Source organism: Myxococcus sp. CA051A (assembly GCF_013336705.1).
GTDB lineage: Bacteria > Myxococcota > Myxococcia > Myxococcales > Myxococcaceae > Myxococcus > Myxococcus llanfairpwllgwyngyllgogerychwyrndrobwllllantysiliogogogochensis.
On record NZ_JABUMS010000029.1, the window covers coordinates 53,644 to 77,902 of the forward strand.

The window sequence follows — 24,259 nt, forward strand, 5'->3', positions numbered from 1 at the left end:
CGTCACTTCCCCTGTCCCAGGCCCGAGTACACGGCCCGCGCCACCTGCGCGCCCAGCGACTGGGGCGCCGCGTGCGGCGTCACATGCACCGCGCCCGCGTCCAGCCGGGCCACCTCGCCGCCGGCAAGCCCTTGTGGCAGCCCCTCTGTCGCGAGCAGCCGCGTGAGCTCCTGTCGCACGGCCTCTCCCACCTGCTCGCGGTGGGCGGGGGCGATGCCGTGGAGCACCAGCTCGTCGATGTGCAGGCGGATGCGTCGTGGCGTCATGTCCACCCCGAGACCTCGGCTTCCGCCAAGGGCTTGTCGAGCTTGCTGAACTCCGAGCGCACCGCGCGCTGGAGGTGGCCCATCCGCACCGGCTCGTTGGCGTCGGCGGCCAGGAAGGCGGCGTTGAGGGCGATGGTGCGGATGTTTCCGCCGGTGACGCTGAGCCGGGCCAGCCGCGTCATGTCCAGGCCCTCGGTGGGCGTGGCGGCGGGGAACATGCGCCGCCAGATTTCCGCGCGCTGGGCGGCGTCCGGGAAGGGGAACTGCAACACGAAGCGCAGCCGGCGCAGGAAGGCCGTGTCCAGCGCGTCCTTCATGTTCGTGGTGAGGATGGCCAGCCCGCTGTAGGCCTCCATCTGCTGGAGCAGGTAGCTCACCTCGATGTTGGCGTAGCGGTCATGGCTGTCGCGCACCTCGGTGCGCTTGCCGAAGAGGGCGTCCGCCTCGTCGAACAGGAGGATGGCGCCACCTTCCTGGGCGGCGTCGAACACGCGGCGCAGGTTCTTCTCCGTCTCGCCGATGTACTTGCTGACCACCTGGCTGAGGTCGATGCGGTAGACGTCCAGCCCCAGCTCCAGCGCGAGCACCTCCGCCGCCATCGTCTTGCCCGTGCCGCTGGCGCCGGAGAACAGCGCGCTGATGCCCAGGCCCCGCATGCCGCGCGCGGCGAAGCCCCACGTCTCGTACACGCGCGTGCGCTGCCGCACGCTGGCGCAAATCTCCCGGAGGATGGCCTTCTTGTCCGCGGGCATCACCAGGTCGTCCCAGCCCGCCATGGGCTCCAGCCGCTGCGCCAGTTCCTCCAGGCGGGGACGCGACTGCACGCGGCAGGCGGCCCACAGCGCGGCGCCCAGCGAGGCCTCCTCCTGGAAGGGGCCTCGCTCGTGGACCTCGAGGCTGGCGGCGCGGATGGACCGCAGGGGCAGGTCGAACTGCGTGGTGACGCGCTCCAGTGCGCCATTGAGCGGGACAGCCGCCTCCGCGCCGAGCGCCTGCATCCAGAGCACCTGCTGCTCTCCACGCGTGGGCCGCTTCACGTCCAACTGGAGCGAGGCCCGGTGGCGCAGTCGCAGGGGCTCCCGGGCGGAGATGAGCACCATGCCCTGGAGCCGCTCCGCGAAGGCCGTGGCCAGTCGGAGGGCTTCGGCTCCGGTGCTCTCGTCACACTCCAGCAGCAGGCCGCTCCCCAGGAGCAGCGCCTCGCGCTCCCACAGTCGGGCGAGCGTCGCCCGCTCCTCCGCGCCCGAGGGAAGCAGGCCCGCGCGGGCCACGTGGAGCTGGAGGCCCAGGGACGCGCACGCGGCGCTGGCGATGGCCTGGGCTCCTTCCGGCTCCACGCCACAGAGCTGGACCACGGGAGAGGGCGCGCCCGCCGAGGGCTCGCGCTCCCACAGCCGACGCAGGCGCTCCGCGAGCTCCTGGTGTGAGGGCGGCAGGGCTCCCGGCACGGGCACGGGCGTGAGGAACTCCTGCAGCCTCCGGTCCAGGTACGACAGGCCCGCGAGGTAGTGGAGGATGCGCTCGTCGATGCGCAGCGGGCTGGTGGTGAGTTGCTCGCCCGGGGCCAGGGACACCAGCTCCCAGCGCCGCAGCGCCGCCACGGGTGTCAGCGCGCTCCAGTGCGCTCCGGGCAGCGCGGCCAGGGCCAGTCCGAAGGTCGGCCACGTCCGACGCGGGTCCCCGTTCATCGCGGCGAACAGGGGACCGAAGCCCGTGCCCAGCTCCAGGCTGGCGCAGCACAGCAGGAGGTCGCGCTCGAAGGCCGACAGCCGGAAGGCGTCGCACAGACTCTCCAGCGCGGAGGGCGCCGGCATCATCGACTCGGCCTCGGTGAGCGCGGCGAGGGCGGCCTCGACGTCCCGGACTTGCTCGGGCGGCCCCTCTTGCTGGACGAGCGCATGCTGGAGCAATCGCGCGCGCACCACGGTGAGCGCGGCGGCGAGCTGTCGCTGGTTGGCTGCCTGCCAGGAGTGCGGGAGCGGGAGGTTCATGTGACGGTCACCCGCTGGGACACGTCGAACACCGGGGGCGTCTGGGTCCGGTCGATGAGGAGCGAGTCCACGCCGTCCACCCGCAGCCGGACGAAGTGGTCACCGGCGGAGACGTCCCGCGCGGTGAAGCTGATGCTGTCCACCGGCACGGCGCGCTCCGGGGCGGGCACTTCCTTGCCGCCGAGGAGCAAAGAGACGCGCTGCTCCGGGCGGGCCCGAGGCTGGAAGGTGAGGGTGAGCGTCACCTCGTCGCCGGGTCCGCGCGGGGCGGGGTTGGGGGTGATGGAGGTGAGGCGGGGCGCGAGCGTCAGCGGCAGCGCGGAGGTGGTGTGCTCCACATTGTTCGCGTCGGTGATGACCACGGACACCCCATAGGTGCCCGAGGGCCAGCCGACAGCGTCGTTCGGAATGGCCACCGTCAGTCGCGAGGCCGTGACGTCCGTGGCGGGCCGGGTCACCGGCGCGGTCCAGCGCGGATGGGAGAAGCGCACCCCCACGGTGCCCCCTGCGAGGTACTGCCCGGTGAGGACCAGCACGTCCCCCAGCCGCGCGCTCGCCTGTTGCTGCGGCGGCGTGACGGCTTCGAGGAGTGGAAAGGGCGGCAGCGTGTCGGGCAGGACGGTCAGCACCGGCCGCAGCACGGGCAGGGGCGCGCGGTGCGGGCGCGTGCTCTCGATGAGCACCACCGAGGCCTGGTAGACGACGGACACGCGGTACTGCGTCTGGAACATGGTCCAGAGCTTGGAGAGCTCCTCCAGCGAAAGCGGCTCCGAGGTGATGCGCACGCGTTCAACCTGTCGGTACAGGTCATTGCCGGGCACCGCGACGCGCAGCTCCTCGGACCCGAGCAGCGGATGGTCGTGAAGGACGTTCATCGCCTTGCCCAGCAGCTTGTGGCTCTCCACGTCGTCGTCGGACGGCGCGTAGGGCGTGAGCACGTACGTCAAGCGCAGGGCGAGGGGCGGGAAGCCGGACTCGCCGGGCTTCGACTTCGGCGGGAACTCCATGTTGCGCAGCGAGACGTCGTGGCTCACCTGGAAGAGGAAGAGGTTGAGCTGGTGGTGGGTGGCGTCGCGGGCCCGAGCCTTGTCCGGAGGCAGCGTCGTCACCGCGACGTCCGGGGTGTCCACCTGGAGGTGGTTGAAGAGGAGCGTGCGGAGCGTCGCCGTCACCGTGGCGATGGAGAGGGAGTTGCTCACCGTCCACCTCCGTTGCGGCGCGCGAGGTACTCCTCGAGCGACGGCGACGGTGAGGGCCGCGTGGGCGCGCTCCTGGCGGGCGCGGCGGGCGTCACCGCGCGGACCTCGATGCGGCCGATGGTGACCTGGATGACCGGTTCTGCGGGGGCCAGCGACGTGTTCCTCGAAGCCGGACTCTCGGCCGACTCCTGCCGCGTCGTCCCCGTGGAGGACCGCGCGGACGGAGCGGGTGCCGACGTCTCCAGCGCCACGCTCAGGGCCCGGGCGCGCCCCACCGCCGACGTGACAGGTCGCGCGTCGAACGGACCCTGCTCCGAAGTCGTGAAGGTGCGCGAGCGCTCCTGCTCCAACGGGGACTCCGCCGGTGCGCTGGAGGGCCGCGCGACAGCCCCCTGTCCGTCCCTCGCGTGCTCCACCTGCACCGCGGCGAATGCGTCAGGGCTCCTCGTTGGAGTCACGGCCCCGGGTGTCGTCGGCGCCACGGAGCGAAGGTCCGCGCGCGGTGCCGCACCCGCAACGAGTCTCTCGGTGAGAGGCGACGCCGCGTGCGCTGGCGAGTCCCCATGAGCGACGACGCTGCGCTGGATGACGGAGTTGGTGGGAGTCGCGAGCGAACTCGCGCGTGACTCGAACGGGAGGGAGGGCGCGCCCGTCGGCGCCTCCTGCTCCGCGCGGCCCGGTGCCTCGTCGACGCGCCAGTGGGACGCCGCCGCGACTCCGGTGGGACTGGGGACGCTCCCCTCGCGCGGGCCCATCCCCTCTGACTGTGCCTCGTCGGGCCCTGAACCTGGCGCGCGGCGAGACGTGTCGAGCACCTGGCTCAATGCGCCCCGTGTCCCGCCACGCGGGAAGCTCCCCGGCTCGACGGTGCCGGGAGTCCCGACGGGGCCCGGGCGGTCCGTGCTCCGCGCCTCCGAGAGAGTTTGCCCCACCACGCTCCAAGGTTCGCGTCGGGGCCGGACTGGACCGATGGGGGCGCGGGGCAGGGCGCCGGGTTGCTCGTGCTCCGTGTCAACGCGGACGAGGGACGCCTCGTCTCGCTCCACGGCCTGCGCCTCGGGTGCGAAGTACGAGGTGATGCGCGGCCGGACACCCTCGGTGGGGCGGTACTGACGTGCCACCAGATGGCTCAAGTAGTCGCTCATGTCCCCGCAAGCTCCAGGTAGCGCTGCCGCTTCCACGGGCTCATCCCCAGGATGTGCTCCTCGGACCAGCCGTACTGTCTTGCCAGCGTGTGCACGTCGCGCAGGGTGCGCTGGGCCCACGCCTCCACTTCCCTCCAGAAGAACTCGGCGATGTCGAACGCCGCGAGCCAGTGGTGCCCGCAGGCGGGACACGTGGTGGACAGCTCCACCCGGGCCTGCGGGTCCGCGGTCTCCATCGCGTCGGCGATGGCGCGAATCACGTCCTCCGGCAGCGCCCTTGTGTCCACGTGTGCCCCCTCCCGATGTGCCTCCACCACACACCGCGCCAGCACGCCCTCTCGCCCCGCGCCGCCGCGTCCCGCCGCGAGCGCCGCCAGGTCCCGGCTGTCCGGCAACCGGAACCGCACCGCGTGGCCCGCGTGCTCCACCTCCAGCACCTCCGGCGGAGGAGCGCCCTGCGGCACCTGGATGTCACCCACCTCGAAGGCCAGCTCCACCTGCTCACCGCACGGCGGACACGACACCAGCCCCACGAGCGTTGAGCCGAACGTGCCTTCTCGCGCCGCCAACAGCAGCGAGTCCCGGACGCCGACCGGGAGCCGCGCCAGCTCTCCCGGACTCCGCTCCGGCCACGCGGCGCACAGGAGCGCGAGCGCGCGTCCGGGCGCGGAGTGCGGGTGGCCCGCCTCCCATGCGCCCAGCAGCTCAGAAGCCGTCAGCGAGCGCATGGAGCCTCAGCGGGTCAGGGGTTGGGCTCGTTGAAGCTGGGCTCGGTGGGCTCGGTGATGTCGTAGTCGCGCTCCCAGCCCTCGTTCTCCAGCTTGAGCGTCTGGATGGCCACCGCGTTGGCGTTGGCATCCAGGTCCGGCATCGCCTGGTACTCCGACACCCAGCAGCGGAAGAGCTTGTAGGAGATGGCGAGCTGTCCGGCCTCGTTGTAGACCTCCAGGATGATGTCCTTGCGGAAGTCCTTGAGGGACACCTCGGCGCCCAGGCCGGAGCCGTAGTTCCAGACCTTGTTGGCCCACCGCTCGAACTCGGTGTCGTGGGTGACGCCGCGCTCCAGGGTGAGGGCCTCGTACTCGCTGCGGCCCGGGGACTTGCGGCTGCTGCTGGGGTCGCCACCCTCGCGGTGCTTGACGACCTCCGTGGTGCGCTTGAGCGCGCCCACCTTGCTGACCCCCGCGACGTAGCGGCCATCCCACTTCACGCGGAACTTGAAGTTCTTGTACGGGTCGAAACGCAGAGCGTTGACGCTGAACTGAGCCATGGAATGGGTCTCCTTTACGCCGCGACCTGGCCGGCCATCTGCTGGAGCTTGAGGACGACGAACTCGGCCGGCTTGAGCGGCGCGAAGCCCACGACGATGTTGACCACGCCGAGGTTGATGTCGTTCTGCGTGGTGGTCTCCTTGTCGCACTTGACGAAGTACGCATCGCGGGGCGACTGGCCCTGGAAGGCCCCCTGCCGGAAGAGGTTCTGCATGAAGGCGCCCACGTTGAGGCGGATCTGCGACCAGAGCGGCTCGTCGTTGGGCTCGAAGACGACCCACTGGATGCCCCGGAAGAGGCTCTCCTCGATGTAGAGCGCCAGCCGGCGCACCGGCAGGTACTTCCACTCGTCGGCCAGCAGGTCATTGCCGCGCGTGGTGCGCGCGCCCCACACCACGCGGCCCGCGGCCGGCAGCGAGCGCAGGCAGTTGACGCCCAGCGGGTTGAGCTGGCCGTTCTCCTGGTCCGTGAGGGGCACGCTCAGCTTCGGCACGCCCGTCAGGAGCGAGTCCAGGCCCGCGGGAGCCTTCCACACGCCCCGCTGGGTGTCCGTGCGGGCGATGACCCCGGCCACCGCGCCGCAGGGGGCGAAGACCTCCAGCTGGTTCTCACGCAGCGGGTTGGCCTGGACCAGTCGCGGGAAGTAGAGGGCCGCGTTCTTGCTGCGCAGGCTGCTGCTGTTGAAGCCGGAGACCGCGTCCGCGACGCTGTCCCAGGCCACGGGCGGGTCCGCGATGAAGACGGCGCGCCGCTCCTCGCAGTAGGCCGCCGCGTCCGTCGCAAGCCCCGGCTCGATGTCTCCGTCCAGCGCGTGCGGGGAGATGCACAGCAGGTTGAAGACATCCACCTTCTCCAGCGCGTACAGCCCCTCCTTGTTGGTGCGCAGGTTCGGGCCGGTGGTGAACTGGGTGATGGTCAGCGTGGCGCCATCCGTGCCCTGGTCCGCGGGTGCGGGCGTCTTCGGGCCTTCCTCGGGGCGCACGGCGGGGTTGGGCAGCGTGCCCACGCGGACGAGGGCGGAGCCCTGCTCCAGCACGGTGGGGAAGTAGCGGGGACTGGCCGGGTCGATGGAGAGGTTGATGAACTTCTCCACCGCGCGGGTGCCCGTGTCGGTGATGGTGAGGTTGAAGAGCAGCGCGTCGACGGCCGGGTCGCCGGTCTTCTTCGTGTTGTGGTCCACCACCACGCTGAGCTTGCCGCCCCAGGCGCCCGGGTTCGCGGCCAGCAGCGTCGTGTTGCCGGAGTTGGTGAGGTTCAGCTCCGCCGTCTCACCGCCGTTGTCCAGTCGGACGATGACGGCCTGACCGCCTCCATTGAGGAAGAAGTCGCGGACGGCGTAGCTCATCGAGCTGTCTTCCCACAGGCTTCCGAAGGAGCGCTCGAAGTCGCCGTACCCGTTGCAGATGACCGGCTCGTTCACCGGCCCGCGCTGCGCGCGTCCCACGAAGGCGGTAATCGATGTGGGAACCCCGGTGATGGTGCGGACCCCACTGGGAACTTCCTCGATATAGACGCCCGGATAACTGAGAGCTGCCGGCATGGACGACTCCTCCCTCTGCGGGTTCGTCAACTCCGCCCCTCACGTCGCGAGGCAAGAGCCCTTCCTGCGCACGGCGCACTCCCGTGTTCACGGGGGCACCCCGTACGGCTGTGTCACATCCGTCTGTATGGGGAGGACGGCAACTGATGCCGTGGCGGCAAATCCATGCGCGTGAAACCGGTCGACCCCCCTCGCTACCGGAAGCCTGTTACGAGCTTCCTCAACGTCGTATTGAGACTGTGCCAGAAACCCGACGGAAAGTCATTCATTCCGGTCTAGTGGATCATACGTAGTTGGCTCGATGTGTCACGGGTTGGGTGGGTATTGCCAATCCAATACAGAGGTATGAGCCGTCGCACATGGCTCGTTCTTTGTCTGCTGGATGACAGGTTTCCTTCGTGGATACGCGGGGATGCGTGGTGTTAGCTTTGGCGAGCCGTTCCCATCGAAAGGCTTGTCATGCGCAAGGGATTCCAGAAGTGGGTCTTTGTCGTGGGAGTCGTGGCCGGAGGTGTGTTGGGCGTACTCCACCCGGCGCAGGCCGAGGCTGGCGCGGAGGCGTGTCAAAACCAGTGCGACGATGAGGGCTGTTCTTGTTTCTATCGATGTTTCCAGCTTGGCCCGCACTGCATCTGCGAGGAGTTTCCGACCTGCATGTAGCCCGTCGGGACTCCTACTCCGAGCGAAGCGCCTCGCTGGGAGAGACCTGGAGGGCGCGGCGCGCGGGCAACCAGCTCGCGAGCAATGCCACGACTCCCAGCAGGCCGGGAACGGCCAGGAACGTCACCGTGTCGAAGGCGCGCACGCCGTAGAGCATTCCAGACAGGCTTCGCGCGAGCAGGGCGGCGCCCACCAGTCCCACCGCCACGCCCGCCGTCGCCAGACGCGCGCCCTGGCCGACCACCAGCCGCAGGACCTGGGAGTCCGTTGCTCCCAGGGCCATGCGGATGCCCAGCTCCCGGGTCCGCTGGCTGACCGAATAGGCCACCACGCCATAGAGGCCCACGCCCGCCAGGGACAATCCCAGGCCCGCGAGCAGCGCCAGCAGTCCTCCCAGCACGCGCGTGGTGCCGAGGCTCGCCTCGACGACTTCCTCCATCTCCCGCACGGTGCCCAGTGGCAGGTCCGGGTCCACCGCGCGGAACCGCTCGCGCAGGATGGGGACCAGCGCGTCCAGCCGCGCCGAAGAGCGCACGACGAGCACCATGTACAGCGACGCGAACTGGTTCATGGGGAGGTAGACCTCCGCCTGGGGCGTCTCACCGACGGAGCCGTGGCGGACATCCCGCACCACGCCCACCACCTCGCGGAAGTCCTCGCCGTCCATCGTCAACTTCACCTGCTTGCCCAGCGCGTGCCCGTCCAGGAAGTGGCGGCGCGCGAAGGTCTCGTTGACCACCATCACCCGGGGCGCGCTCGCGGTGTCCGTGTCCGCGAGAGGGCGTCCTTCCTTCAGGGCGATTCCCAGTGTCTCGAAGAGGCCCTCGCTCACGGTGCGGAACGTGGCCAGCTCGCGCGTGTCAGCCGCTGACGCGGACTCGCCGGGGAGCAGGAAGGAGCTGACGCCGTTGCGTCCCCACAAGGGCACGGTGCTGGCCAGCGCCGCCGAGGACACACCCGGAATCGCCCGGACGTTCTCCACCAGCGAGGAGAGGGCGAGTTGCTTCCTCGCGTCGTCCTCGTACTTGTTGCCGGGGAGCAGCACGTCCGTGGCGATGACGTCCCGAGGCTCGAAGCCCAGCGGTGCCTCATGCAGCGCGCGCAGCGTGCGCAGCATCAGCCCCGCGCCCACGAGGGGTACCAGGGCCAGCGCCACCTGGGCGACGACCAGGAGCGCGCGGAGTCGCCCGGAGCCCGTCAGTGTCCGACCGCCGCGCGCCACGCCCAGCGCCCCCTGGGCCTCCGCCCGCGCCGCGCGCATGGCCGGCACGAGCCCGAACAGCAGGCTGGTGGACAGCGAGACGCCGAACGCGATGGCGAGCACATGGGGCTCCAGCCGCAGGCTCTCGGGAGCAAGCACGCCCTGGGGGATGAGCAGCCGCAGCAGGTCAAGGCCCCACAGCGCGAGCAGCAGTCCCGAGGCGCCTCCCGCCAGGGCCAGCAGGGCGCTCTCCACCAGGAGCTGTCGCGCCAACTGCCACCGACCCGCGCCCAGCGCCGCGCGCACGCAGACCTCGCGCTCGCGTGAGCTGGCCCGCGCGAGCAGCAGGTTGGCCACGTTGGCGCAGGCCACGAGCAGTACCAGCGCGACGATGCCGGACAGGAGCCACAGCCGCTCGTGGGCTCCCTCCACCACCAGCTCATGCAAGGGCACCAGTCGCACACCGGGCGGCTGGCCCGTCATCCCGGGCTCACGCGCCAGCCGTGCCGCTACGGCCTCCAGTTCCTTGCGTGCGGTGTCCAGCGGCGTCCCCGTCTCCAGGCGGCCCACCACGCGCAGCGTGACGTCACCGGGGTGCTGGGCCTCCCAGCCGGGCTCCAGGACGAGCGGCTTCCACAGGTCCACATCGGGGGCGAAGCGGAAGGACGCGGGCATCACGCCCACCACGGTGTGGGGTCTGCCGTCGAGCATGAGGCTCTGTCCCAGCGCGGCTGGCAGTCCTCCGAAGCGGCGCTGCCAGAGGCCGTGGCCGAGCAGCACCACGTCATCCTGGCCCGCCGCCGCGTCGTCCTGCCCGAAGGCTCGGCCGAGCATCGGCTGCACACCGAGCATCGACAGGAGTCCCGCCGTCGCGCGGCCAGTGCGCACCCGCTCCGGCGCGGTGCCATCTCCCGTGAGGGTGCGGTCCCAGAGCGCCAGTCCCTCCACCTGCTGAAAGGCCCGGACGTGCTCGCGCCAGGCTTGCAGCATGAGGTGGCTGACGCCCAGTCGCTCCCGCTGCGCGCTCGACTGATAGAGGCGCACCAGTTGCTCGGGCTTGGCGTAGGGCAGCGGTCGCAGCATCACCTGATAGACGACGCTGAAGACGGCGGTGGTCGCACCGATGGCCAGTGCGAGCGTGGCCACCACCACCAGGGTGAAGGCGCGCTCGCGCAGCATTCGGCGCAGCGCAAGACGAACGTCCTGGAGGAGTGGGGGCATGAGGGGGGCGGCGCTGGTGCAACTCTAGCGCCATGGCGCTCGGTGGGAGGAGGGAGGCGGGCTTGCCCGTTGAGCGTGTCGGGTCTCCACGCCAGGGTGTCCGGATGTGGCACAGGGGATTCCCAGGAGCGGCCACTCGCGAGGCATGGACCCGTTATTGTTGGGAGACAAGCTCGCGGGTCATGCGCCCCGCGTGTGGAGTGCACAGACTCCCTCCCGCCTGAATCGACGGTGCAAATCACACCGCACACGCTGTCACTCCAAGCAGGCGAGCAAGGTGGGTCTTGGGGCCACTTTGCACCGGGGACTTGGCGACACACCCTCCCTCCCAGTCTTTCCTGTAGGGGGCGGCATGTCGTGGCGCGGTGGGTGGGTGGTGTCGTTGCTGGTGGTGGGGGCGGGCTGCGGGGGAGCACTTCCGGGAGAGGAGGCGACGGCCGCCTCCTCGGGGGAGGTGGAAGCGGCGCTGGACTCGTCGTACTGCCTCCCCACGGAGGCGGACACCCAGCGAGTGAAGGTCATCTTTCCACCCTCGGAATTCGGGAGTGGCCTCTTCGCGGCGGGCCCCGGTCCCTTCGAGGATTTCCGGGGGACGCTCTTCTTCGGGGCGAACTTCGAGGATGGCCGCCGCGCCCTGTGGAAGAGCGACGGCACCGAAGCGGGCACCGTCCAGGTCAAGAGCCTCCCCAGTTCGACGGGGCTCTTCTGGCCCATCGTCACGGGTCTCAAGGCGACGCCCTCCCGGCTGTTCTTCCTGGCGGGGGACGCGGCACATGGGACGGAGCTGTGGGCGAGTGATGGCACTGGCGCCGGCACCCAATTCGTCAAGGACCTGACACCCGGCCCGGAGAGCTCGTCGCTGAGCCACCTGACGGCGGTGGACGACGCGCTGGTGTTCTTCAAGGAAATCTATGACGACACGACCCCTCGCACCCGCTACGAGCTGTGGCGGTCGGATGGCACGTCCTCGGGGACGGTGCGCCTGCGCGACTTCGGCACGGAGATGGACGTCAGCTATCTGGACGCGAAGGTGGATGGCGCGCTGCTCTTCTTCGTGCGCGAGCTGTCGGGCTCGGGCACCAGCCTGTGGAAGACGGATGGCACCACCCAGGGCACCGTCCGGCTCAAGAAGCTCACCTCCGGCGCGGACGCCTTCATCCGCTCCGTGAAGACCTCGGACTCACGCACCCTGTTCATCCTGGGCGAGAGCACCGGGCTGCAGGAGCTGTGGAAGTCGGATGGCACCGCCTCGGGGACGGTGCGGCTGGCGTCCTTTGGCCCCACGCGGACCGTGGAGCTGCTGGGCTCGCTGGGCTCCTGGGTCTACGTCACGACGACGTCCAACACCACCCAGTACATGGTCATCTATCGCGTCCCGCTCGCGGGCGGGAATCCGACGTCCGTGGTCAGCCTGCCCAATGAGTTCGCCTCGCAAGGCGTGGCGTTTCCCTTCATCGACGCGGTGAGCAAGGCGCCCGGAGGCTCGAAGCTGTTCTTCACCGTCCACATCGGCACCGAGGGCCCGGGGCTCCGGGACACGCAGCTGTGGGTGACGGATGGCACCGCGGCGGGAACCACCCTGCTGCGCAAGCCCCTGAGCCTCTCCGACGAGTACAGCTCTCCGCTGCGCGCCGTGTCGGACGACCTGGTCTTCTTCAGCTCGCTCGAGCTGGGTGGCGTCGGCGTGGAGCCCTGGGTGAGCAATGGCACGCCAGGTGGGACCCGGCGCCTGAAGAACATCGCCACCGGGGCGACTTCGTCCTATCCGTACCTGTTCTTGAAGGTGGGCTCGCGCGTGTTCTTCGGCGCGTATGACGAGACGCTGGCGGGACAGCTCTGGTCCACCGCCTTGAGCAACTCCTGCATGTCGCCCGACGCGGCGCGGTAGGCATTGCCCGCCACCACGTCTGCCCAAAAAGAAAGCCCCAGGCTCCTTTTCGGAGCCTGGGGCTGACTTCAGGAGCGCGGGAGAATCACTCGCTCCAGTAGGTCCGAGTCATCAGGCTGAAGCCGGACACGGTGTCGACGAAGAACGCGACGTTGTTGCCGCTCCAGGGGTCGTTCGCGTAGCCGAAGTAGCAGCCCTTGAACGTGCGCCCGTTGGTGAGCGTGTTCAGGTTGTTGACGCCGTTGGTGACGACGGTGGGGTTGAGCTGGTTGTTGCGGTTGGCGAAGTTCAGCACGCCCGCGAAGTTGTTGCGAACCTCGTCGCCGTCCGCGGGGGTGGCGCGCAGGGGCGCGTCGAAGGGCGCCTCGCCCGGCTCGAAGCCGAAGCACTCGTCGATGCCGAAGTGGTAGTAGCGGTCACCCAGCACCTCGTACCAGTTGAAGTGACGGGCCATCTTCGCGCCGTGGTCCGGATGGGGCAGCGCGTTGACCGCGCCGATGAGGGCCTCCAGCGGCTTGCTGAGCGTGGCGGCGTTGCGGAGGTTGCGCAGGCTCACAGCGCCAATGCCGGTGGTGCCGCCAATGGCGTGGGCGGAGGTGAACGGGCGCTGGGTGAGCAGGTTCACCGCGCCGTTCCAGGCGTACGGCAGCACGTCGTGCAGCTCCGTGTCGCTGATGCTGTTCACCAGGGAGACCAGCTCTGCCTGGTCATCCGTGGAGACGGCGAGCTGGTCGATGATGCCGACGCAGGTGCTGGTGATGGCACCCTCGTAGCGCGCGCCGCTCTCGATCTGCGCCAGGCGGGCCTCGCCGACCAGCGGGACGGAGGACAGGTCCGCCAGGGATACGAAGTGGGACGTGGCGCGACGGGCAACGATGTTGCTCACCACGTTGCTCGGCAGGTACTCGTCGAGCTTCGCGAAGGTGGCGTTGTTGACGAAGGTGAGGATGCCCGCGCACTCCGGCGCCACGTCCACGTCGGCGATGGTGAGCGGCGCCTGCTGCTGCTCGTTCTCGATGGGCGCGGGGGACTGCGATTCGGTTTCGGCGGGAGCACAGCCGACGAAGAGACTCATGGACAGCAGGGCTGAACCGAGACGACGCATTCTGAAACTCCTCTTTGGGGGGGACGACGCGAGACGGACGGCTCATACACCAATAACATGGGTTGCTGACAATCCTCGGGACAGAAGGTTTTGTGTATTCACGGAGAAGCCACGGGCGCAGTGGCTTTCGTGAGACGTCCTTCCCTCAGGAAATCCAGCAAGGTGACGAAACTGTCACGCGTGGCGTTCTCTTGAATACACAGGCCGCCAGTGGCGCCTGTCGACACATCTCGGGGGCGGGGTTGATAACAATCGAGACATGTTTCACGCCCGGTGCTGCGGGTGGCGCTTCGGGCGTGCGGGTGGATCGGCGCTGCGTGACGCCGCCGTGACACCGCCGGTGTCAGCGGACGGGGCTCACCAGGGTGAGGGTGACAGGAAGGACGTCGTGCCACGAGCCCCGGTCCTGGCGAGGGTGGAACTGTCGGGTCCACTCCTCCGGCAGGAGGCGGATGCCGAGGGCGGCCTCCAGCGCGCGGTCGATGTCCTCCGGCGTCTCCACGTACAGGTGGATGCTTCCGAGCTGGACCGGCCCCTCGAAGAGGAAGGCGCGCTCGCGACCGTGGTCCGCGTAGCGGGCCTCCCAGCGCACCTTCAGCTCCGCTCCGGTGCGGCTCAGCACCGTGAGCCGGTTGTGGACCAGGGCGGGGGCGTCGTTGCCGTACCAGGCCTCCCAGTCCCCTTCTGGACCGACGATGAGTGATGACCACTCATCGAGCGTGGGATGTCGTCCGCCATTCGCATGGAAGACGGGGACGTCGCCGGCGACGGGGGCTGGCTGGCCGTCCTCGACGGTGGAGTGGGGTGGCTCCATCTCCAGGATGTACCTCGCAGTGGAGCGCTCGGGCAGGTAGCGGTACTGGGAGGACTCCACATCCTGGGCCCAGGTGTCGATGCGGACGTCCAGCACGGCGGACCCCATCGCATGGCCGTGTCCGCCCAGGACGAGCGGCTTCTCTGGCGAGGGGGCGTCCGGCGGCACCTGGTCGGGCGCCTCTGGGTAGTTCCAGGGCGGCGCTTCCTCCGAAGCCGCTTCCGGTTCGGAGGGCGCGGGCGCTTCCGGGACGGGCGTGAGTCGTTCGAGGAACGCGCTGAAGGACGGCGCGTGGACACGGGCCACGAACAGGTCCGCTGTGTCCGTGTCCGCGTTGCTGTCGAAGAACCAGATGGTCCCGGCGGGCGAGTCCGGCCGGTCTCCAAGCTGGATGCCGAAGAGATTGATGGTGCCCCAGTGGCGGGCGAACGCCATCACGTCCGGCGGGAGGTGCTCTCCGCCGGGCTCGAGCCGCTCCCGTCCCTCCGCGCGAATGGCGAAGAGCGTGCCAAGGTGTACCTCGTCACCGAGCGCGTCCGTGGTACCGGTGGCGCAGCGGCCCAGCTCCAGGCCGTTGTGCAGGGTGAGCAGCTCCCGGTAGTCCGCGGGCAATGGGTGCGGGAGGCCGCGCTCGAAGTGCTCCAGTTGCTCCGACGTGGGCGGGGACGGCTGGAAGAGCGAAGCCACGTGGGCCGCGAGGCTGGGGGGTAGGGGAGGCATGCAGGTGCGTTAGAGCATGCGCTCCCGGTGGCTTGAAGTGCTTCATGGATGCGCTGACTCCAGGGCGTTGCCCAGGCACCCCGTGAGCCACGGTGGGGGTGTTGATAGGGATTGAGTTCACGCCGCCAGGAGATTCTGGCATTGCGACGCGCATCTGGGACGGAGGTCCATCGAGACCTGGAATCAGGTGTGATTCTCTCAAGGCCACCGGAGTCCGGGTCGGGTAGGCCTCCGCGTGTCAGGCGTTCTTCGTTGTCTTTATCGGGAGCCTGCTGTTGCCTTCCGCCCATGGACGAAAGCCTTCTGCCGGACATCCTCGATGCGCTCGGTCGTCAGCCTCGAGAGTTCGGCGCGGTACAGCTTCACGTGGAGCCCATCCGCCGGTCCCCGGACGGCACGGAGGCGCGTGCCGTCATCTGGCTCCAGGCGGCCTTCACGCCCCTGCCACCCTCGACGAGCCTGCGCGTGGTCGACGCCACGACACGTCGAGAGGTGCGGAGTGGGAGCCTGCCCTCACTGGACGGCGGCAAGGTGCTGCGGTGGGTCCTTCCGCTGAGCCTTGCAGCCGACGTGAAGGAGCTGCTCTTCCTCCTTGAGGCCCCAGTCCCCGAGGACGCCACGCGGGTGCGTCCTCCCTGGCGCCTGTTCGACACGCTGGAGCAGGTGGAGGTCCAGCCGGTTGCCCGTCCCCTGTCGAGCACGCTCCTCAGGGCCGGAGTATTTGCCTCCACCGGCGTTCTCGCCATCACCCTGCCCCCGTCTACGGGTCTGGGGCCTGGCGAGCCACGGACCCGGCGTCATGCGGCGCGCGCGATGCCGGAGGGCTTCGTCGCCGACGTCACACCCGGCCCCTTCACGCAGGACTCCGAGCCCGGTAGCACCGTCATCTGGGAGCCGGGTCAGACGCTGGACACCGCTCGCTGGGTCGAGGCCACGGGCGCGGCCGAAGGCTTGGAGCGCGTGCGATGTGCTTGTGGCGCCGTGGCGCCGCGCGACGCGGAGTTCTGCCCTCGGTGTCTGGCCTCCCTCGCGGGAGCCGCGCGCGCGGTGTCTCCTCCGGTGGCCGACTCCGACGCGCTCCCCTCCGTCATCGGAGCGCCGCCCGTCGAGGAACCGACGGAAGCCACGACGGCGAGATGCCCCCGGCACCCTCGGGTGGAAGAGGTCCAGACCTGTCCGCGCTGCGGAGGGTTCTTCTGTGAAGCCTGTCTTCCGGAGGCGCTCGCGTCCGAGCGAACGCACTGCGCTGACTGTCTGGCGAGAGAGAAGGAGCCCGCGGTGCTCCGCCGTGCGTTGTTCCGGGACCTGGCCTTCATTCAATGTGGCGTGGCGGTGCTGAACCTGGTGATGGGCCTGCTCGCCACGATGACCTCCTCCGAGGCCGAGCCCCTCGCGGGAGTGCTGGGCACCGTGTGCTTCGCGACCCCGTTCCTGGGACTCGCGGGCCTGCTGGTGCTCACCCGGAGCCCCATCGTCGGCTGGGTTGCCTTCGCGTTCGCTACCCTCTTCGGCCTGGCCGCCTTCTTCCTCGGCGTCCATCTGCTGGGTGGCGTCATTCTTGTTTCCGCCGTCATTTCCTATTTCCAGCTCTCCAAGCTGCGAACCCTGTCGAACCCACCCACGCCTACTGTGTGAAGACACACGGACAGCCGAATTTCCTGTCGCCACGGCAAGCGCACTGCCTTTACGCAAAGGCAGTAACGAAAGTCTCGTAATCGCGATATTCGTGTAACGCCGTAAGCAGCAGGAACCCCAGTTCGAGGAGAGCACATGCGAAACATCGTGAGTGGACTGTTGGCGGCCGCGTTGTTGGTGGGCTGTGGTGGCAGCGAGTTGGACGCGCAGGAGCCGCTCCCCCATGAGGAGACCGTGAGCGCGATGGCCTCTCCGGAGTGTGACTCGTGCATCCCCGCGCGGAGCGAGTGTTACTCCACGGCGGAGACCTACCCGCAGAAGGTCATCTGCTCCTCGAACTACACGCTGTGCCGGCAGACGTACTGCAACTGACGACTTCTCCACGGTGCGCAGGTTCGTGAGCAAGCGGTCCGTTCCGGAGTATCGGAGCGGGCCGCTTGTCGTCGCGGGGTTGATGACCGCCGTCGTCCATGACCTGATGCCCGGCGCTGGATATCTCTGGCTGGGAGCTTCTGGAACATGGCGGCGAAGCAGGGTGCGGTGACGAGCTGGGGGCGTGAGGTTTCCTCGGGAGAGGCATGGGCGCGCGTGGAGTCGGCGGCGACGCCCGAGTGGAGGAAGCAGTTGTCCTCCTGGTGGAAGGGTGTCACCGACGAGGGGGTCCTGCTCCACGAAGGTGACCTGGAGGCGGACTCGCTGGTGGTCGGTCCAAGGCCGCTCGTCGTCTCCGGAAGTGTCCGACTGAAGGGGCTGCTCGAGGATGGACACGCGGCCGACCACACGCTGCTCGTCGTGCTGGGAGACCTGGAGGTGGAGAATGTGGCGACGGTCTCCGCCATGTTCATCGCGGGGAACGTCCGGATTCGAGGGCTCCTCTTCGGAGACTCGCTCGGCGACGACGTCTTCTCTGTCGCGGGTGGGTTGAAGGCGCGGGCGCTCGTCGAGGAGCACCACCACCTCCATGTCGCGGGCGCGCTCGACGTGGACGTCCTCGTGGGCAGCAAGCTCACTGCTCCGGGCAAGCCTCGCCAGAAACTGGAGCCGCACGAGGCGCTGCTGCGAGGGGCCTTCACGGTCGAGGAGGAGGACGAGGACGGCGTCGTCGACTCGACGCTGGACCGGAAGGGGCTCCTCGAGAAGCTGCGTAAGGGCAAGCCCGTGCTGGCGGACACGCGGCTCGGTCCGGTGGAGAAGGCGATTGCCGCCGCGAAGGAGAAGGTCGCGAAGGGAGAGAAGGCGCCTCGGCTCGGGCTCTCGCTCAAGAAGCTGAAGGCCATTCCCGAGGAGATCTTCTCCCTCACGGGCTTGGAGGGCCTCACGTTGGACTCCAATCCCATCGAGGTGATTTCCCCCCGCATCGGTGAGCTGCGCGCGCTGCGCTCCCTCAGTGTGGAGCGCTTGCCGGTGAGCACGCTGCCCGACGAGCTGTGCCGGCTGCCCGCGCTCAAGAAGCTGAGCCTGCGCTACTGCGACAAGCTCACTCGCCTCCCGGAGGCGTTCGGCGAGCTGGAGTCCCTGGAAGAGCTGTACCTGGATGTCACGGGGCTGGACGGCTTCCCAGAGGTGCTGACGCGCCTGCCGAAGCTCAAGAAGCTCTGGTGGTGGCGCTTCTTCAAGACGCCTCCGAAGAAGCTTCAGGTGTTGGTGGACGGCCTGGGCCGGATGCCGAAGCTGACGCACTCCGGCTTCTTCCAGGGGGAGGTGACGGAGCTGCCCGCGAACCTCGCCCCGCTCGCGCGCCTCAAGCAGTTCAAGCTGGGCCTGGAAAAGATTCCCGCGACGGAGGTTCGGCGCCTGGAGGCGGCGCTGCCTCCAGGCCGACTGCACGTGGGTTATTGAGCCGCCCGCGCTGGGCCTGGATGAGAAAGCGAGGAGGTGGGCGTGAGCCGCTTCAGTGGACACCAAGGAAGAGGCAGGTACGGTGTCCGACATGTGGGAAGGAAAGAAGCCACACTGCCCCGACCTCTCTCCGCGCGGGAGGGCCGAGCGCCGGTGGCGCTGGTACGCTCCGGACCTGTCCTTCCGCACCCGGGCACGCTCAGAGCACCAGTGCCGTTAGCGCGTGCTGGCATACTCCAGAGCGGGAGCGCCTTGACCCCCAGCGCCCGTACTTGATTGAAGGACGTGACGATGCGACCGCGCGCCTGTGCCGCTCTTCTCCTCTTTCTCTCGGCGTGCGCTTCGTCGGCACCGAGCCCAAGAGAGCGTGTGACCCGAAACCCAAGGTTCGCCAACCTCCAACGGGCAGCTGAGCTGCCGTGGAAGGACCGGGGGCGGTGCGTCGTCCGTGAGTCTTCCCAGCCTTGGCCTGTACTCGCGGAGCGCTGCTTTCATGTCCTCGACCACGATCGGGTTCGGTTCAACGACCCGACGAGAAGATGTGCGGTCGCTTCGGCGGGCACGGTTGTCCTGGGATTCGGCCTCTGTGTCTTGGCTGCTCCCGAAATCGTCGTGGGCGCGGTGATCGTCGTGGGCGTCGTGGTGGTGGGAGTCGTCATCAAGGAAGCGCTGGAGGCATATGAGCTGAGGGGGAATGGCCGGGAAGAAGTCGAGCCCGAGCCCCAAACGAAGCCCGTCCCGCAGGAGCCCTCCGCGAAGGGAAAGCCCAAGCCAGAGCCATCAGGGCAGGATGGGTTCCCTCCGGTGCCGACCGAGCCCTTGGCACGAGATCGCCGCCCAGAATGCATACCCGTCCCGGTGCCGCACGCGGGCAACGATGCTCCGCATAACGAGTGCGCCGACAAGGTTCCGCCCAATCGTTATCCCGGAATGGACGTACTCATGGGCGGTGTGCGCTTCGATGCGCTGCAAGTCGGCGTGCGCGTGCTGTGGGAGATCAAGACCCATCAATTCGACACGTATCCTGACTTTGTCCAGGAGCGAGAGGTTGAGAAGGAGTTGGAGCAAATCGAGAAGGAGCGAAAAGCTGCTGCGGCGTGCGGATATGACTTCGTCATTGGGGTGAGCACTCAAGCGCACAAGGACGCGCTGCTCGCTGTTGTTCCCTCCCTCAGGATCGTTGTCACGGGATGCAAACGATGACGCCCCAGAATCGCCTCGTTCTGACCGTCTATGCGCCCGCGCTTGCGGGTGACGACAAACGCACACTCGCGGCTGTTCATGGGATGGAGAAGGCGCTCCCCGGCTTGCGTCTAGAGTGGAGAGTTACCGGGGGGCGCCGCCTTGCTGCATTGCCAGATCGCGACTCATGGCTCGTCGAAAAGATAAAGGACGGGGGCTTCCCTCTCGTGTGCAACGGGGACGAGAGCTACCCCGTGACGGTGATGGGGAGGGGAAGCTCAGGACTCTTCGGTCCTGGCGGTCAGGCCCTGTTTGAAGTCCATGCGAAGTTGCCGCTAGATGCGACGGTTATCGCGGCAGCGGCGGAGCTGCTGGAGCGCGTAGCGGAGGGTACACGTGCGTTCTGGGGGCGTGCGACGCCACACGATGCCGCGGTGGACATCGCGTATCAGACCGCACCCACGCTGGAAGGGCCGCCGTCCCCACGCCGGGGGCTGCCAGCCCTGAAGGTGTTCGAGCACATCCGCTCGCCCGAGATTCCCTATTATCTCGGATGGCTGAACTACTGGTCTGCCGCTGCCGCGCAGGCCATCGGATTCCCCGATTCTGCTCGCGATGCCGAGTTGCTCACGCGGGCGCGGCGCACGGCATCGGGAGGGTGGGTCGTGCAACTCACCGATGCGCCGCTCGACCTGGACAACCCTGCCCACCTGGACGCGCTCCTGCGCGCCTATGAGCGCTTCCCAGAGATCGGCGGGCGCTCGGCACGGTGACCCCTCGGTGCCGTGACGCGGGATCACTGCCGAAATGGACTCGCGGGTCGACGTGGAACGCTCCGCGCCGCCGAGCGTGCGAGCCACGCCCTGTCTGATGGCCGAGGCTCGTCCCATCCGAGGAACAGCCAGCCGAAGGAGCCGTGCGCTGCCTCGTCCTTCACGATGAGCCGCGGCGAGTCGGAGACGTGCGCCTTCCTGCTCGCGTTGCCCGCCGAGCGCCCCTGCGAGCGGGAAGAGCTTTCGGGCGACGCAGTGCGTGAGCACATGAGGACATTCATCGCTGACAGGGGAGGCTCGCGGATGCACCGTCTGTTGCGCCACATCCGGAGGTTCTTCCGACTCCAGCCAGGCAGGCCCGCGTGGGCGGCCGGCATCCGCGCGGCGCTGGCTGTCACCATTCCCTTCTCGCTCGCGACGCTGCTCGGCTTCAAGGACGCGGGCTGGACGGGACTCACCGGGCTGCTCGTGACGCTGGCGAATCCCGGAGGCGCGTACCGGGGCCGGGCGCGGGTGATGGGAGCGGTGACGCTGCTCGGTGCGCTCGTGGGGACCATCGCCGCGCTGGCGGGCGGGCGTCTGTTGCTGGATGCGACTCTGCTCCTGTTGGGGGTCTTCGTCCTGACGTTCGCCCGGTGTTACGGCGACACGGCGGGCTCGGTGGGCGAGAAGCTCGCGGTCATCTTCGTGGCGTCACTGGGGGCGCATGCCGTGGAGCTGGACGCGGCGCTGACGCGCGGAGGAGCGCTCCTGCTGGGCGGCGGGTGGGCGATGTTGCAGTCGTTGGTGCTGTGGCCGGTGCATCCCTATCGCCCGTCGCGTCGGTCCATCGCGCATGTCTACACGTCGCTCGCGGATGGGGCGAGAGACCTCGCGACGCTCTCGCGCGAGGGAGCCCCCGCCGAGGTCTGGACGGCGGCCACGACGCGGCATCTGCCGCTGCGCGCGAAGATTGAGCGAGCGCGGGAGACCCTGGCGTCTACGCGGGTGGGGCGCTCCGAGGAGTCGCGGCGGGGGGAGCACCTTCTCGTGCTCCTGGAGTTGAGCGAGCAGTTGCTCGGGGTGTTGTTCGCGTTGGCACAGGCGATGGAGGTCGCCAGCCCCGAGCGCAGGCTGCGGCCCGTGCGGGAGCAGGTGGCGCGGGCCTGTGACTGGTACGCGGAGATTTCGCAGCGGGTGGCGACGGTGTCCCTGGCGCCGGAAACGGCGGCTGTCTACTGGCCGCGCTTTCCCACCCACCATGAGGAGCTGGGGCTCCGGGGGAAGTGGCTCCGGGTGGTTCCGGCCTCCGTGACGGAGCTGTTGACGCGGCTGAAGGGACACGCCGTCGCCGCACAGCGGGCCGCCATGGCGATGCGACGCGGAGACCCGGTGGAGGTGGGCAACGCCGAGTCCATGTTGCGAGCGAACCGGCGCCGTCCGCTCTTGGAGACATTGCGCGCGAACCTGAACTCGCGGTCCGTGGTGCTCCGGCACGCGCTGCGAGCGGGGACCGTCGCGTGTCTGGCATTGGTGCTCACACGGGTGTTGGGACTGGGCGAGGCGTACTGGGTGGTGCTCTCCGCCATCGGTATCCTCCAGCCATACTCGGCGAACACGGAGGAGCGCGCGCTCCAGCGCGTGACGGGGACGCTGCTGGGCGGGACGCTCGCGGCGGTGATTGCCACCGGGGTGGGCTCTCCGCTGGTGCTGATCGTGGTGATTGGGGTGCTGACCGCGGTCTCCGTGTCACTGTTGCCGCTCAACTTCGGCGCCTTCCAGATTCTCCTCACGCCGGACTTCCTCCTGCTCGCGACGCTGAGCGCGGGGGACTGGTCCGTCGCGGAGAACCGGGCGCTGGGCGTGCTGCTGGCCTGCGTGCTGGCGCTCGCGGGGGTGTGGCTGTTGTGGCCGTATCCAGAGCGCAGGCGCTTCCCGGATGCGGCGGCGACGGTGCTGCGCGCGGATGGGAACTACTTCCGGCAGGTGGCGGCGAGCCGCAGCGGCACCGAGCCGGGCGTCAGCGCGGCGCGCAGGGACCTGGGGCTCGCGATGATTGACGCGGAGGCGTCCTTCGAGCGGCTCATGGCGGAGTACCGCGGGCCCGCGCACCGGCTGGAGCCGGCGATGGCGCTGCTCACGTACTCCCGGCGCCTCGCCGCGTCGGTGACGGCGCTGGGCGAGCAGAAGTCCGTGATTCCCTCCTCGGAGGTCCTGGACGTGGTGGCGCACAAGGCGAGCGGCACGCTGGATGCGCTCGCGGACTCGCTGAAGCAGGGACAGACGCCCCCACCGATGCCGGAGCTTCCGTTGCGCCGCATCGCCAATGACCCGGTGTCGGGGCCGTTGGTGGAGCGGGTGCCACGTCAGCTCGAAATCCTGCATGGCGCGGTGGAGAAGCTGGCGTGGACGTGAAGGGCGTGAGCTGACCTGGGAGGATTCCGACCCCAGACGCGCAACTGGAATTCGCGCTGAAGGCTCCCGCGAAGGCCGAGGAGGCCGCTCCGAAGCGCCTGTTGCGCGACGAGTCGCGGTTCGAGTCCAGGTCCCCGGCCAAGGCCCCCGTGGAGCTGAACCCGGGCAGCGGCTCGGGTGCCCCCGCCAAGGCGCCCACGCCCGGCAAGGTCGACATTGAAGGCATCTCCAACATGAAGGACCCGGTGGCCCGCAACAAGGCCATCACCCAGGGCTACTACGAGCTCTCCAACCAGATGGCGGGACTGCTGGGGAAGGAGAACGCCAACTGGGCCACCTTTGGCGTCTGGGCTTCGAAGCAGGCGGGTGTGAGCATCCGGCAGGAGGACCTGCCGAAGGTGTTCATGGACCAGCTCAAGGGCGACAACAAGTGGCTCGGCGCCCTGACGAACATCGGCCTCGGCGCCATCAATCCGCTCGCCCCCGCGATGGCGGAGGCCCTGAAGGTCCCCATCAGGGACGCGCTGAATCGGGTCAGCGACGCCATCGCGGATGGCAACCAGAAGCTCTTCAAGGACATCGCGCCGGAGTTCCAGCGCTTCACGGAGACCTTCAAGGGCGACACGAAGTACGACGCCGCCAAGGTGGAGAAGTACCTGGAGGGTTTCCCGCCGGGGAAGGAGAACCTCAAGGCCGCCTTCGCCGACTACTCCAAGGCGATGTTCGAGAAGGACCCGAACAAGAAGGCGGAGCTGATGCTCTCCGCCAATGACCGGGTGGGCGTCCATGAGCAGAGCCTGATTCAGGGCGAGGTGGAGCGCGCCCTCAACGCCCCGCTCAAGGAGGCCTTCGCCCCTATCGTCAAGGCCACCATCGACGCGGCTGGCAATGCGCTGCCTTTCCCGGCGAACCTCGCCTACAAGGGCGCAAAGGCAACCGGCCTGGTCGACAAGGCGGTGGACAGCGTCGTGAACGGCCTGACGGGCCAGTTCCGCAAGTTCGCCACCGAGCACATGATGAAGATTGGTCTGCCGGAGGGCAGCCTGAGCCTGGGTGACGACGTGAAGCCCGGGGCGCAGGGCGCCTTCCCCGAGCACCTGCGCACCATCGAAAGCGGCGAGCTGAACCGGCTCCTGTCCCAGTACGACAAGTCGCCCAACTCGCTGAAGGGCTCGTCGGCCAATGACTGGTCCAAGTTCGACCAGCGCATGAACTACATCGTCGACCTGTTCCGCTCCCGCCAGGGCGACCCCCGCCTCTTCGACGCGCCCTGAGCCGCCTGTCAGAGCGGTGAGCGTCAAGGTAGATGTCGCGTGAGAGGGTTCAGCCGATGCGCTTCATCTCCTGCACGGCCGGGATGAGGCTGGGCGAGGGGCCCAGGCGGACGGAGCCCGCGGGAGTCCAGTTGCGCGTGA

The 24,259-nt window shown here is 68.8% G+C and carries 18 protein-coding genes; 8 read left to right on the plus strand and 10 right to left on the minus strand.

Going from position 1 to position 24,259, the window contains the following annotated elements; all coding sequences use genetic code 11:
* Positions 1 to 2: 2 nt before the first annotated feature.
* From HUA74_RS42545 to HUA74_RS42580, 8 genes are all read right to left on the minus strand, one after another.
* A complete protein-coding gene (locus tag HUA74_RS42545; RefSeq protein ID WP_174459151.1) occupies positions 3 to 266 on the minus strand; it encodes a hypothetical protein in 264 nt (87 codons plus the stop codon).
* Positions 263 to 2,257: an ATP-binding protein gene (locus HUA74_RS42550; protein WP_174459152.1), complete on the minus strand. Its 1,995-nt coding sequence runs from the start codon at positions 2,255 to 2,257 to the stop codon at positions 263 to 265. Before HUA74_RS42550 ends, HUA74_RS42545 begins: the two co-directional genes overlap by 4 nt.
* Complete coding sequence (locus HUA74_RS42555) at positions 2,254 to 3,456, minus strand: DUF4255 domain-containing protein (RefSeq protein ID WP_174459153.1); 1,203 nt, start codon at positions 3,454 to 3,456, stop codon at positions 2,254 to 2,256. Before HUA74_RS42555 ends, HUA74_RS42550 begins: the two co-directional genes overlap by 4 nt.
* Positions 3,453 to 4,601 carry a hypothetical protein gene (locus HUA74_RS42560; RefSeq protein WP_174459154.1) on the minus strand — a complete coding sequence of 383 codons (1,149 nt, stop codon included), beginning with the start codon at positions 4,599 to 4,601 and terminating at the stop codon, positions 3,453 to 3,455. Before HUA74_RS42560 ends, HUA74_RS42555 begins: the two co-directional genes overlap by 4 nt.
* On the minus strand, positions 4,598 to 5,329 hold the full coding sequence (locus HUA74_RS42565) for a phage baseplate protein (protein WP_174459155.1): 732 nt from the start codon (positions 5,327 to 5,329) through the stop codon (positions 4,598 to 4,600). The genes HUA74_RS42560 and HUA74_RS42565 overlap by 4 nt, the downstream gene beginning before the upstream one ends.
* Before the next feature lie 14 nt (positions 5,330 to 5,343).
* On the minus strand, positions 5,344 to 5,871 hold the full coding sequence (locus HUA74_RS42570; protein ID WP_174459156.1) for a phage tail protein: 528 nt from the start codon (positions 5,869 to 5,871) through the stop codon (positions 5,344 to 5,346).
* Between the two features lie 14 nt (positions 5,872 to 5,885).
* Complete coding sequence (locus HUA74_RS42575) at positions 5,886 to 7,412, minus strand: phage tail sheath C-terminal domain-containing protein (protein ID WP_174459157.1); 1,527 nt, start codon at positions 7,410 to 7,412, stop codon at positions 5,886 to 5,888.
* Positions 7,413 to 8,085: 673 nt separating this feature from the next.
* The gene (locus tag HUA74_RS42580; protein WP_174459158.1) at positions 8,086 to 10,494 is read right to left on the minus strand and encodes an ABC transporter permease; all 2,409 of its coding nucleotides are present in this window, start codon (positions 10,492 to 10,494) and stop codon (positions 8,086 to 8,088) included.
* A gap of 352 nt (positions 10,495 to 10,846) precedes the next feature.
* Between HUA74_RS42580 and HUA74_RS42585 the strand changes: the two genes are divergently transcribed.
* Entirely contained in the window at positions 10,847 to 12,382 is a 1,536-nt protein-coding gene (locus HUA74_RS42585; RefSeq protein WP_174459159.1) for an ELWxxDGT repeat protein, read from the plus strand.
* 85 nt (positions 12,383 to 12,467) lie between these two features.
* On the opposite strand, the gene HUA74_RS42590 is transcribed toward HUA74_RS42585, so the two are convergent.
* Positions 12,468 to 13,487, minus strand: a complete 1,020-nt coding sequence (locus HUA74_RS42590; RefSeq protein WP_174459160.1) for a hypothetical protein — start codon at positions 13,485 to 13,487, stop codon at positions 12,468 to 12,470.
* Positions 13,488 to 13,830: 343 nt separating this feature from the next.
* Entirely contained in the window at positions 13,831 to 14,988 is a 1,158-nt protein-coding gene (locus HUA74_RS42595; RefSeq protein ID WP_174459161.1) for an SMI1/KNR4 family protein, read from the minus strand.
* A gap of 321 nt (positions 14,989 to 15,309) precedes the next feature.
* Here HUA74_RS42595 and HUA74_RS42600 point away from each other — a divergent pair, with 321 nt between their 5' ends.
* From HUA74_RS42600 to HUA74_RS42630, 7 genes are all read left to right on the plus strand, one after another.
* Positions 15,310 to 16,656 carry a hypothetical protein gene (locus HUA74_RS42600; RefSeq protein ID WP_174459162.1) on the plus strand — a complete coding sequence of 449 codons (1,347 nt, stop codon included), beginning with the start codon at positions 15,310 to 15,312 and terminating at the stop codon, positions 16,654 to 16,656.
* Between the two features lie 135 nt (positions 16,657 to 16,791).
* Positions 16,792 to 17,028, plus strand: a complete 237-nt coding sequence (locus HUA74_RS42605; RefSeq protein ID WP_174459163.1) for a hypothetical protein — start codon at positions 16,792 to 16,794, stop codon at positions 17,026 to 17,028.
* 147 nt (positions 17,029 to 17,175) lie between these two features.
* Positions 17,176 to 18,495 (plus strand): leucine-rich repeat domain-containing protein, encoded by a 1,320-nt coding sequence (locus tag HUA74_RS42610; RefSeq protein ID WP_174459164.1) that lies wholly within the window; start codon positions 17,176 to 17,178, stop codon positions 18,493 to 18,495.
* A gap of 591 nt (positions 18,496 to 19,086) precedes the next feature.
* Entirely contained in the window at positions 19,087 to 19,698 is a 612-nt protein-coding gene (locus HUA74_RS42615) for a DUF6310 domain-containing protein (protein WP_371746304.1), read from the plus strand.
* On the plus strand, positions 19,695 to 20,450 hold the full coding sequence (locus tag HUA74_RS42620; RefSeq protein WP_174459165.1) for a DUF5953 family protein: 756 nt from the start codon (positions 19,695 to 19,697) through the stop codon (positions 20,448 to 20,450). The genes HUA74_RS42615 and HUA74_RS42620 overlap by 4 nt, the downstream gene beginning before the upstream one ends.
* A gap of 303 nt (positions 20,451 to 20,753) precedes the next feature.
* Complete coding sequence (locus HUA74_RS42625) at positions 20,754 to 22,844, plus strand: FUSC family protein (protein ID WP_174459166.1); 2,091 nt, start codon at positions 20,754 to 20,756, stop codon at positions 22,842 to 22,844.
* A gap of 101 nt (positions 22,845 to 22,945) precedes the next feature.
* Entirely contained in the window at positions 22,946 to 24,118 is a 1,173-nt protein-coding gene (locus HUA74_RS42630; protein ID WP_174459167.1) for a hypothetical protein, read from the plus strand.
* Positions 24,119 to 24,259 lie beyond the last annotated feature (141 nt).

Excerpts from the sequence above, each read along its gene's own strand:
- HUA74_RS42545 (WP_174459151.1), bottom strand. The coding sequence starts at position 266 with ATGACGCCACGACGCATCCGCCTGCACATCGACGAGCTGGTGCTCCAC.
- HUA74_RS42550 (WP_174459152.1), bottom strand. The coding sequence starts at position 2,257 with ATGAACCTCCCGCTCCCGCACTCCTGGCAGGCAGCCAACCAGCGACAG.
- HUA74_RS42560 (WP_174459154.1), bottom strand. The coding sequence starts at position 4,601 with ATGAGCGACTACTTGAGCCATCTGGTGGCACGTCAGTACCGCCCCACC.
- HUA74_RS42565 (WP_174459155.1), bottom strand. The coding sequence starts at position 5,329 with ATGCGCTCGCTGACGGCTTCTGAGCTGCTGGGCGCATGGGAGGCGGGC.
- HUA74_RS42570 (WP_174459156.1), bottom strand. The coding sequence starts at position 5,871 with ATGGCTCAGTTCAGCGTCAACGCTCTGCGTTTCGACCCGTACAAGAAC.
- HUA74_RS42575 (WP_174459157.1), bottom strand. The coding sequence starts at position 7,412 with ATGCCGGCAGCTCTCAGTTATCCGGGCGTCTATATCGAGGAAGTTCCC.
- HUA74_RS42580 (WP_174459158.1), bottom strand. The coding sequence starts at position 10,494 with ATGCCCCCACTCCTCCAGGACGTTCGTCTTGCGCTGCGCCGAATGCTG.
- HUA74_RS42585 (WP_174459159.1), top strand. The coding sequence starts at position 10,847 with ATGTCGTGGCGCGGTGGGTGGGTGGTGTCGTTGCTGGTGGTGGGGGCG.
- HUA74_RS42590 (WP_174459160.1), bottom strand. The coding sequence starts at position 13,487 with ATGCGTCGTCTCGGTTCAGCCCTGCTGTCCATGAGTCTCTTCGTCGGC.
- HUA74_RS42600 (WP_174459162.1), top strand. The coding sequence starts at position 15,310 with ATGGACGAAAGCCTTCTGCCGGACATCCTCGATGCGCTCGGTCGTCAG.
- HUA74_RS42605 (WP_174459163.1), top strand. The coding sequence starts at position 16,792 with ATGCGAAACATCGTGAGTGGACTGTTGGCGGCCGCGTTGTTGGTGGGC.
- HUA74_RS42610 (WP_174459164.1), top strand. The coding sequence starts at position 17,176 with ATGGCGGCGAAGCAGGGTGCGGTGACGAGCTGGGGGCGTGAGGTTTCC.
- HUA74_RS42620 (WP_174459165.1), top strand. The coding sequence starts at position 19,695 with ATGACGCCCCAGAATCGCCTCGTTCTGACCGTCTATGCGCCCGCGCTT.
- HUA74_RS42625 (WP_174459166.1), top strand. The coding sequence starts at position 20,754 with ATGCACCGTCTGTTGCGCCACATCCGGAGGTTCTTCCGACTCCAGCCA.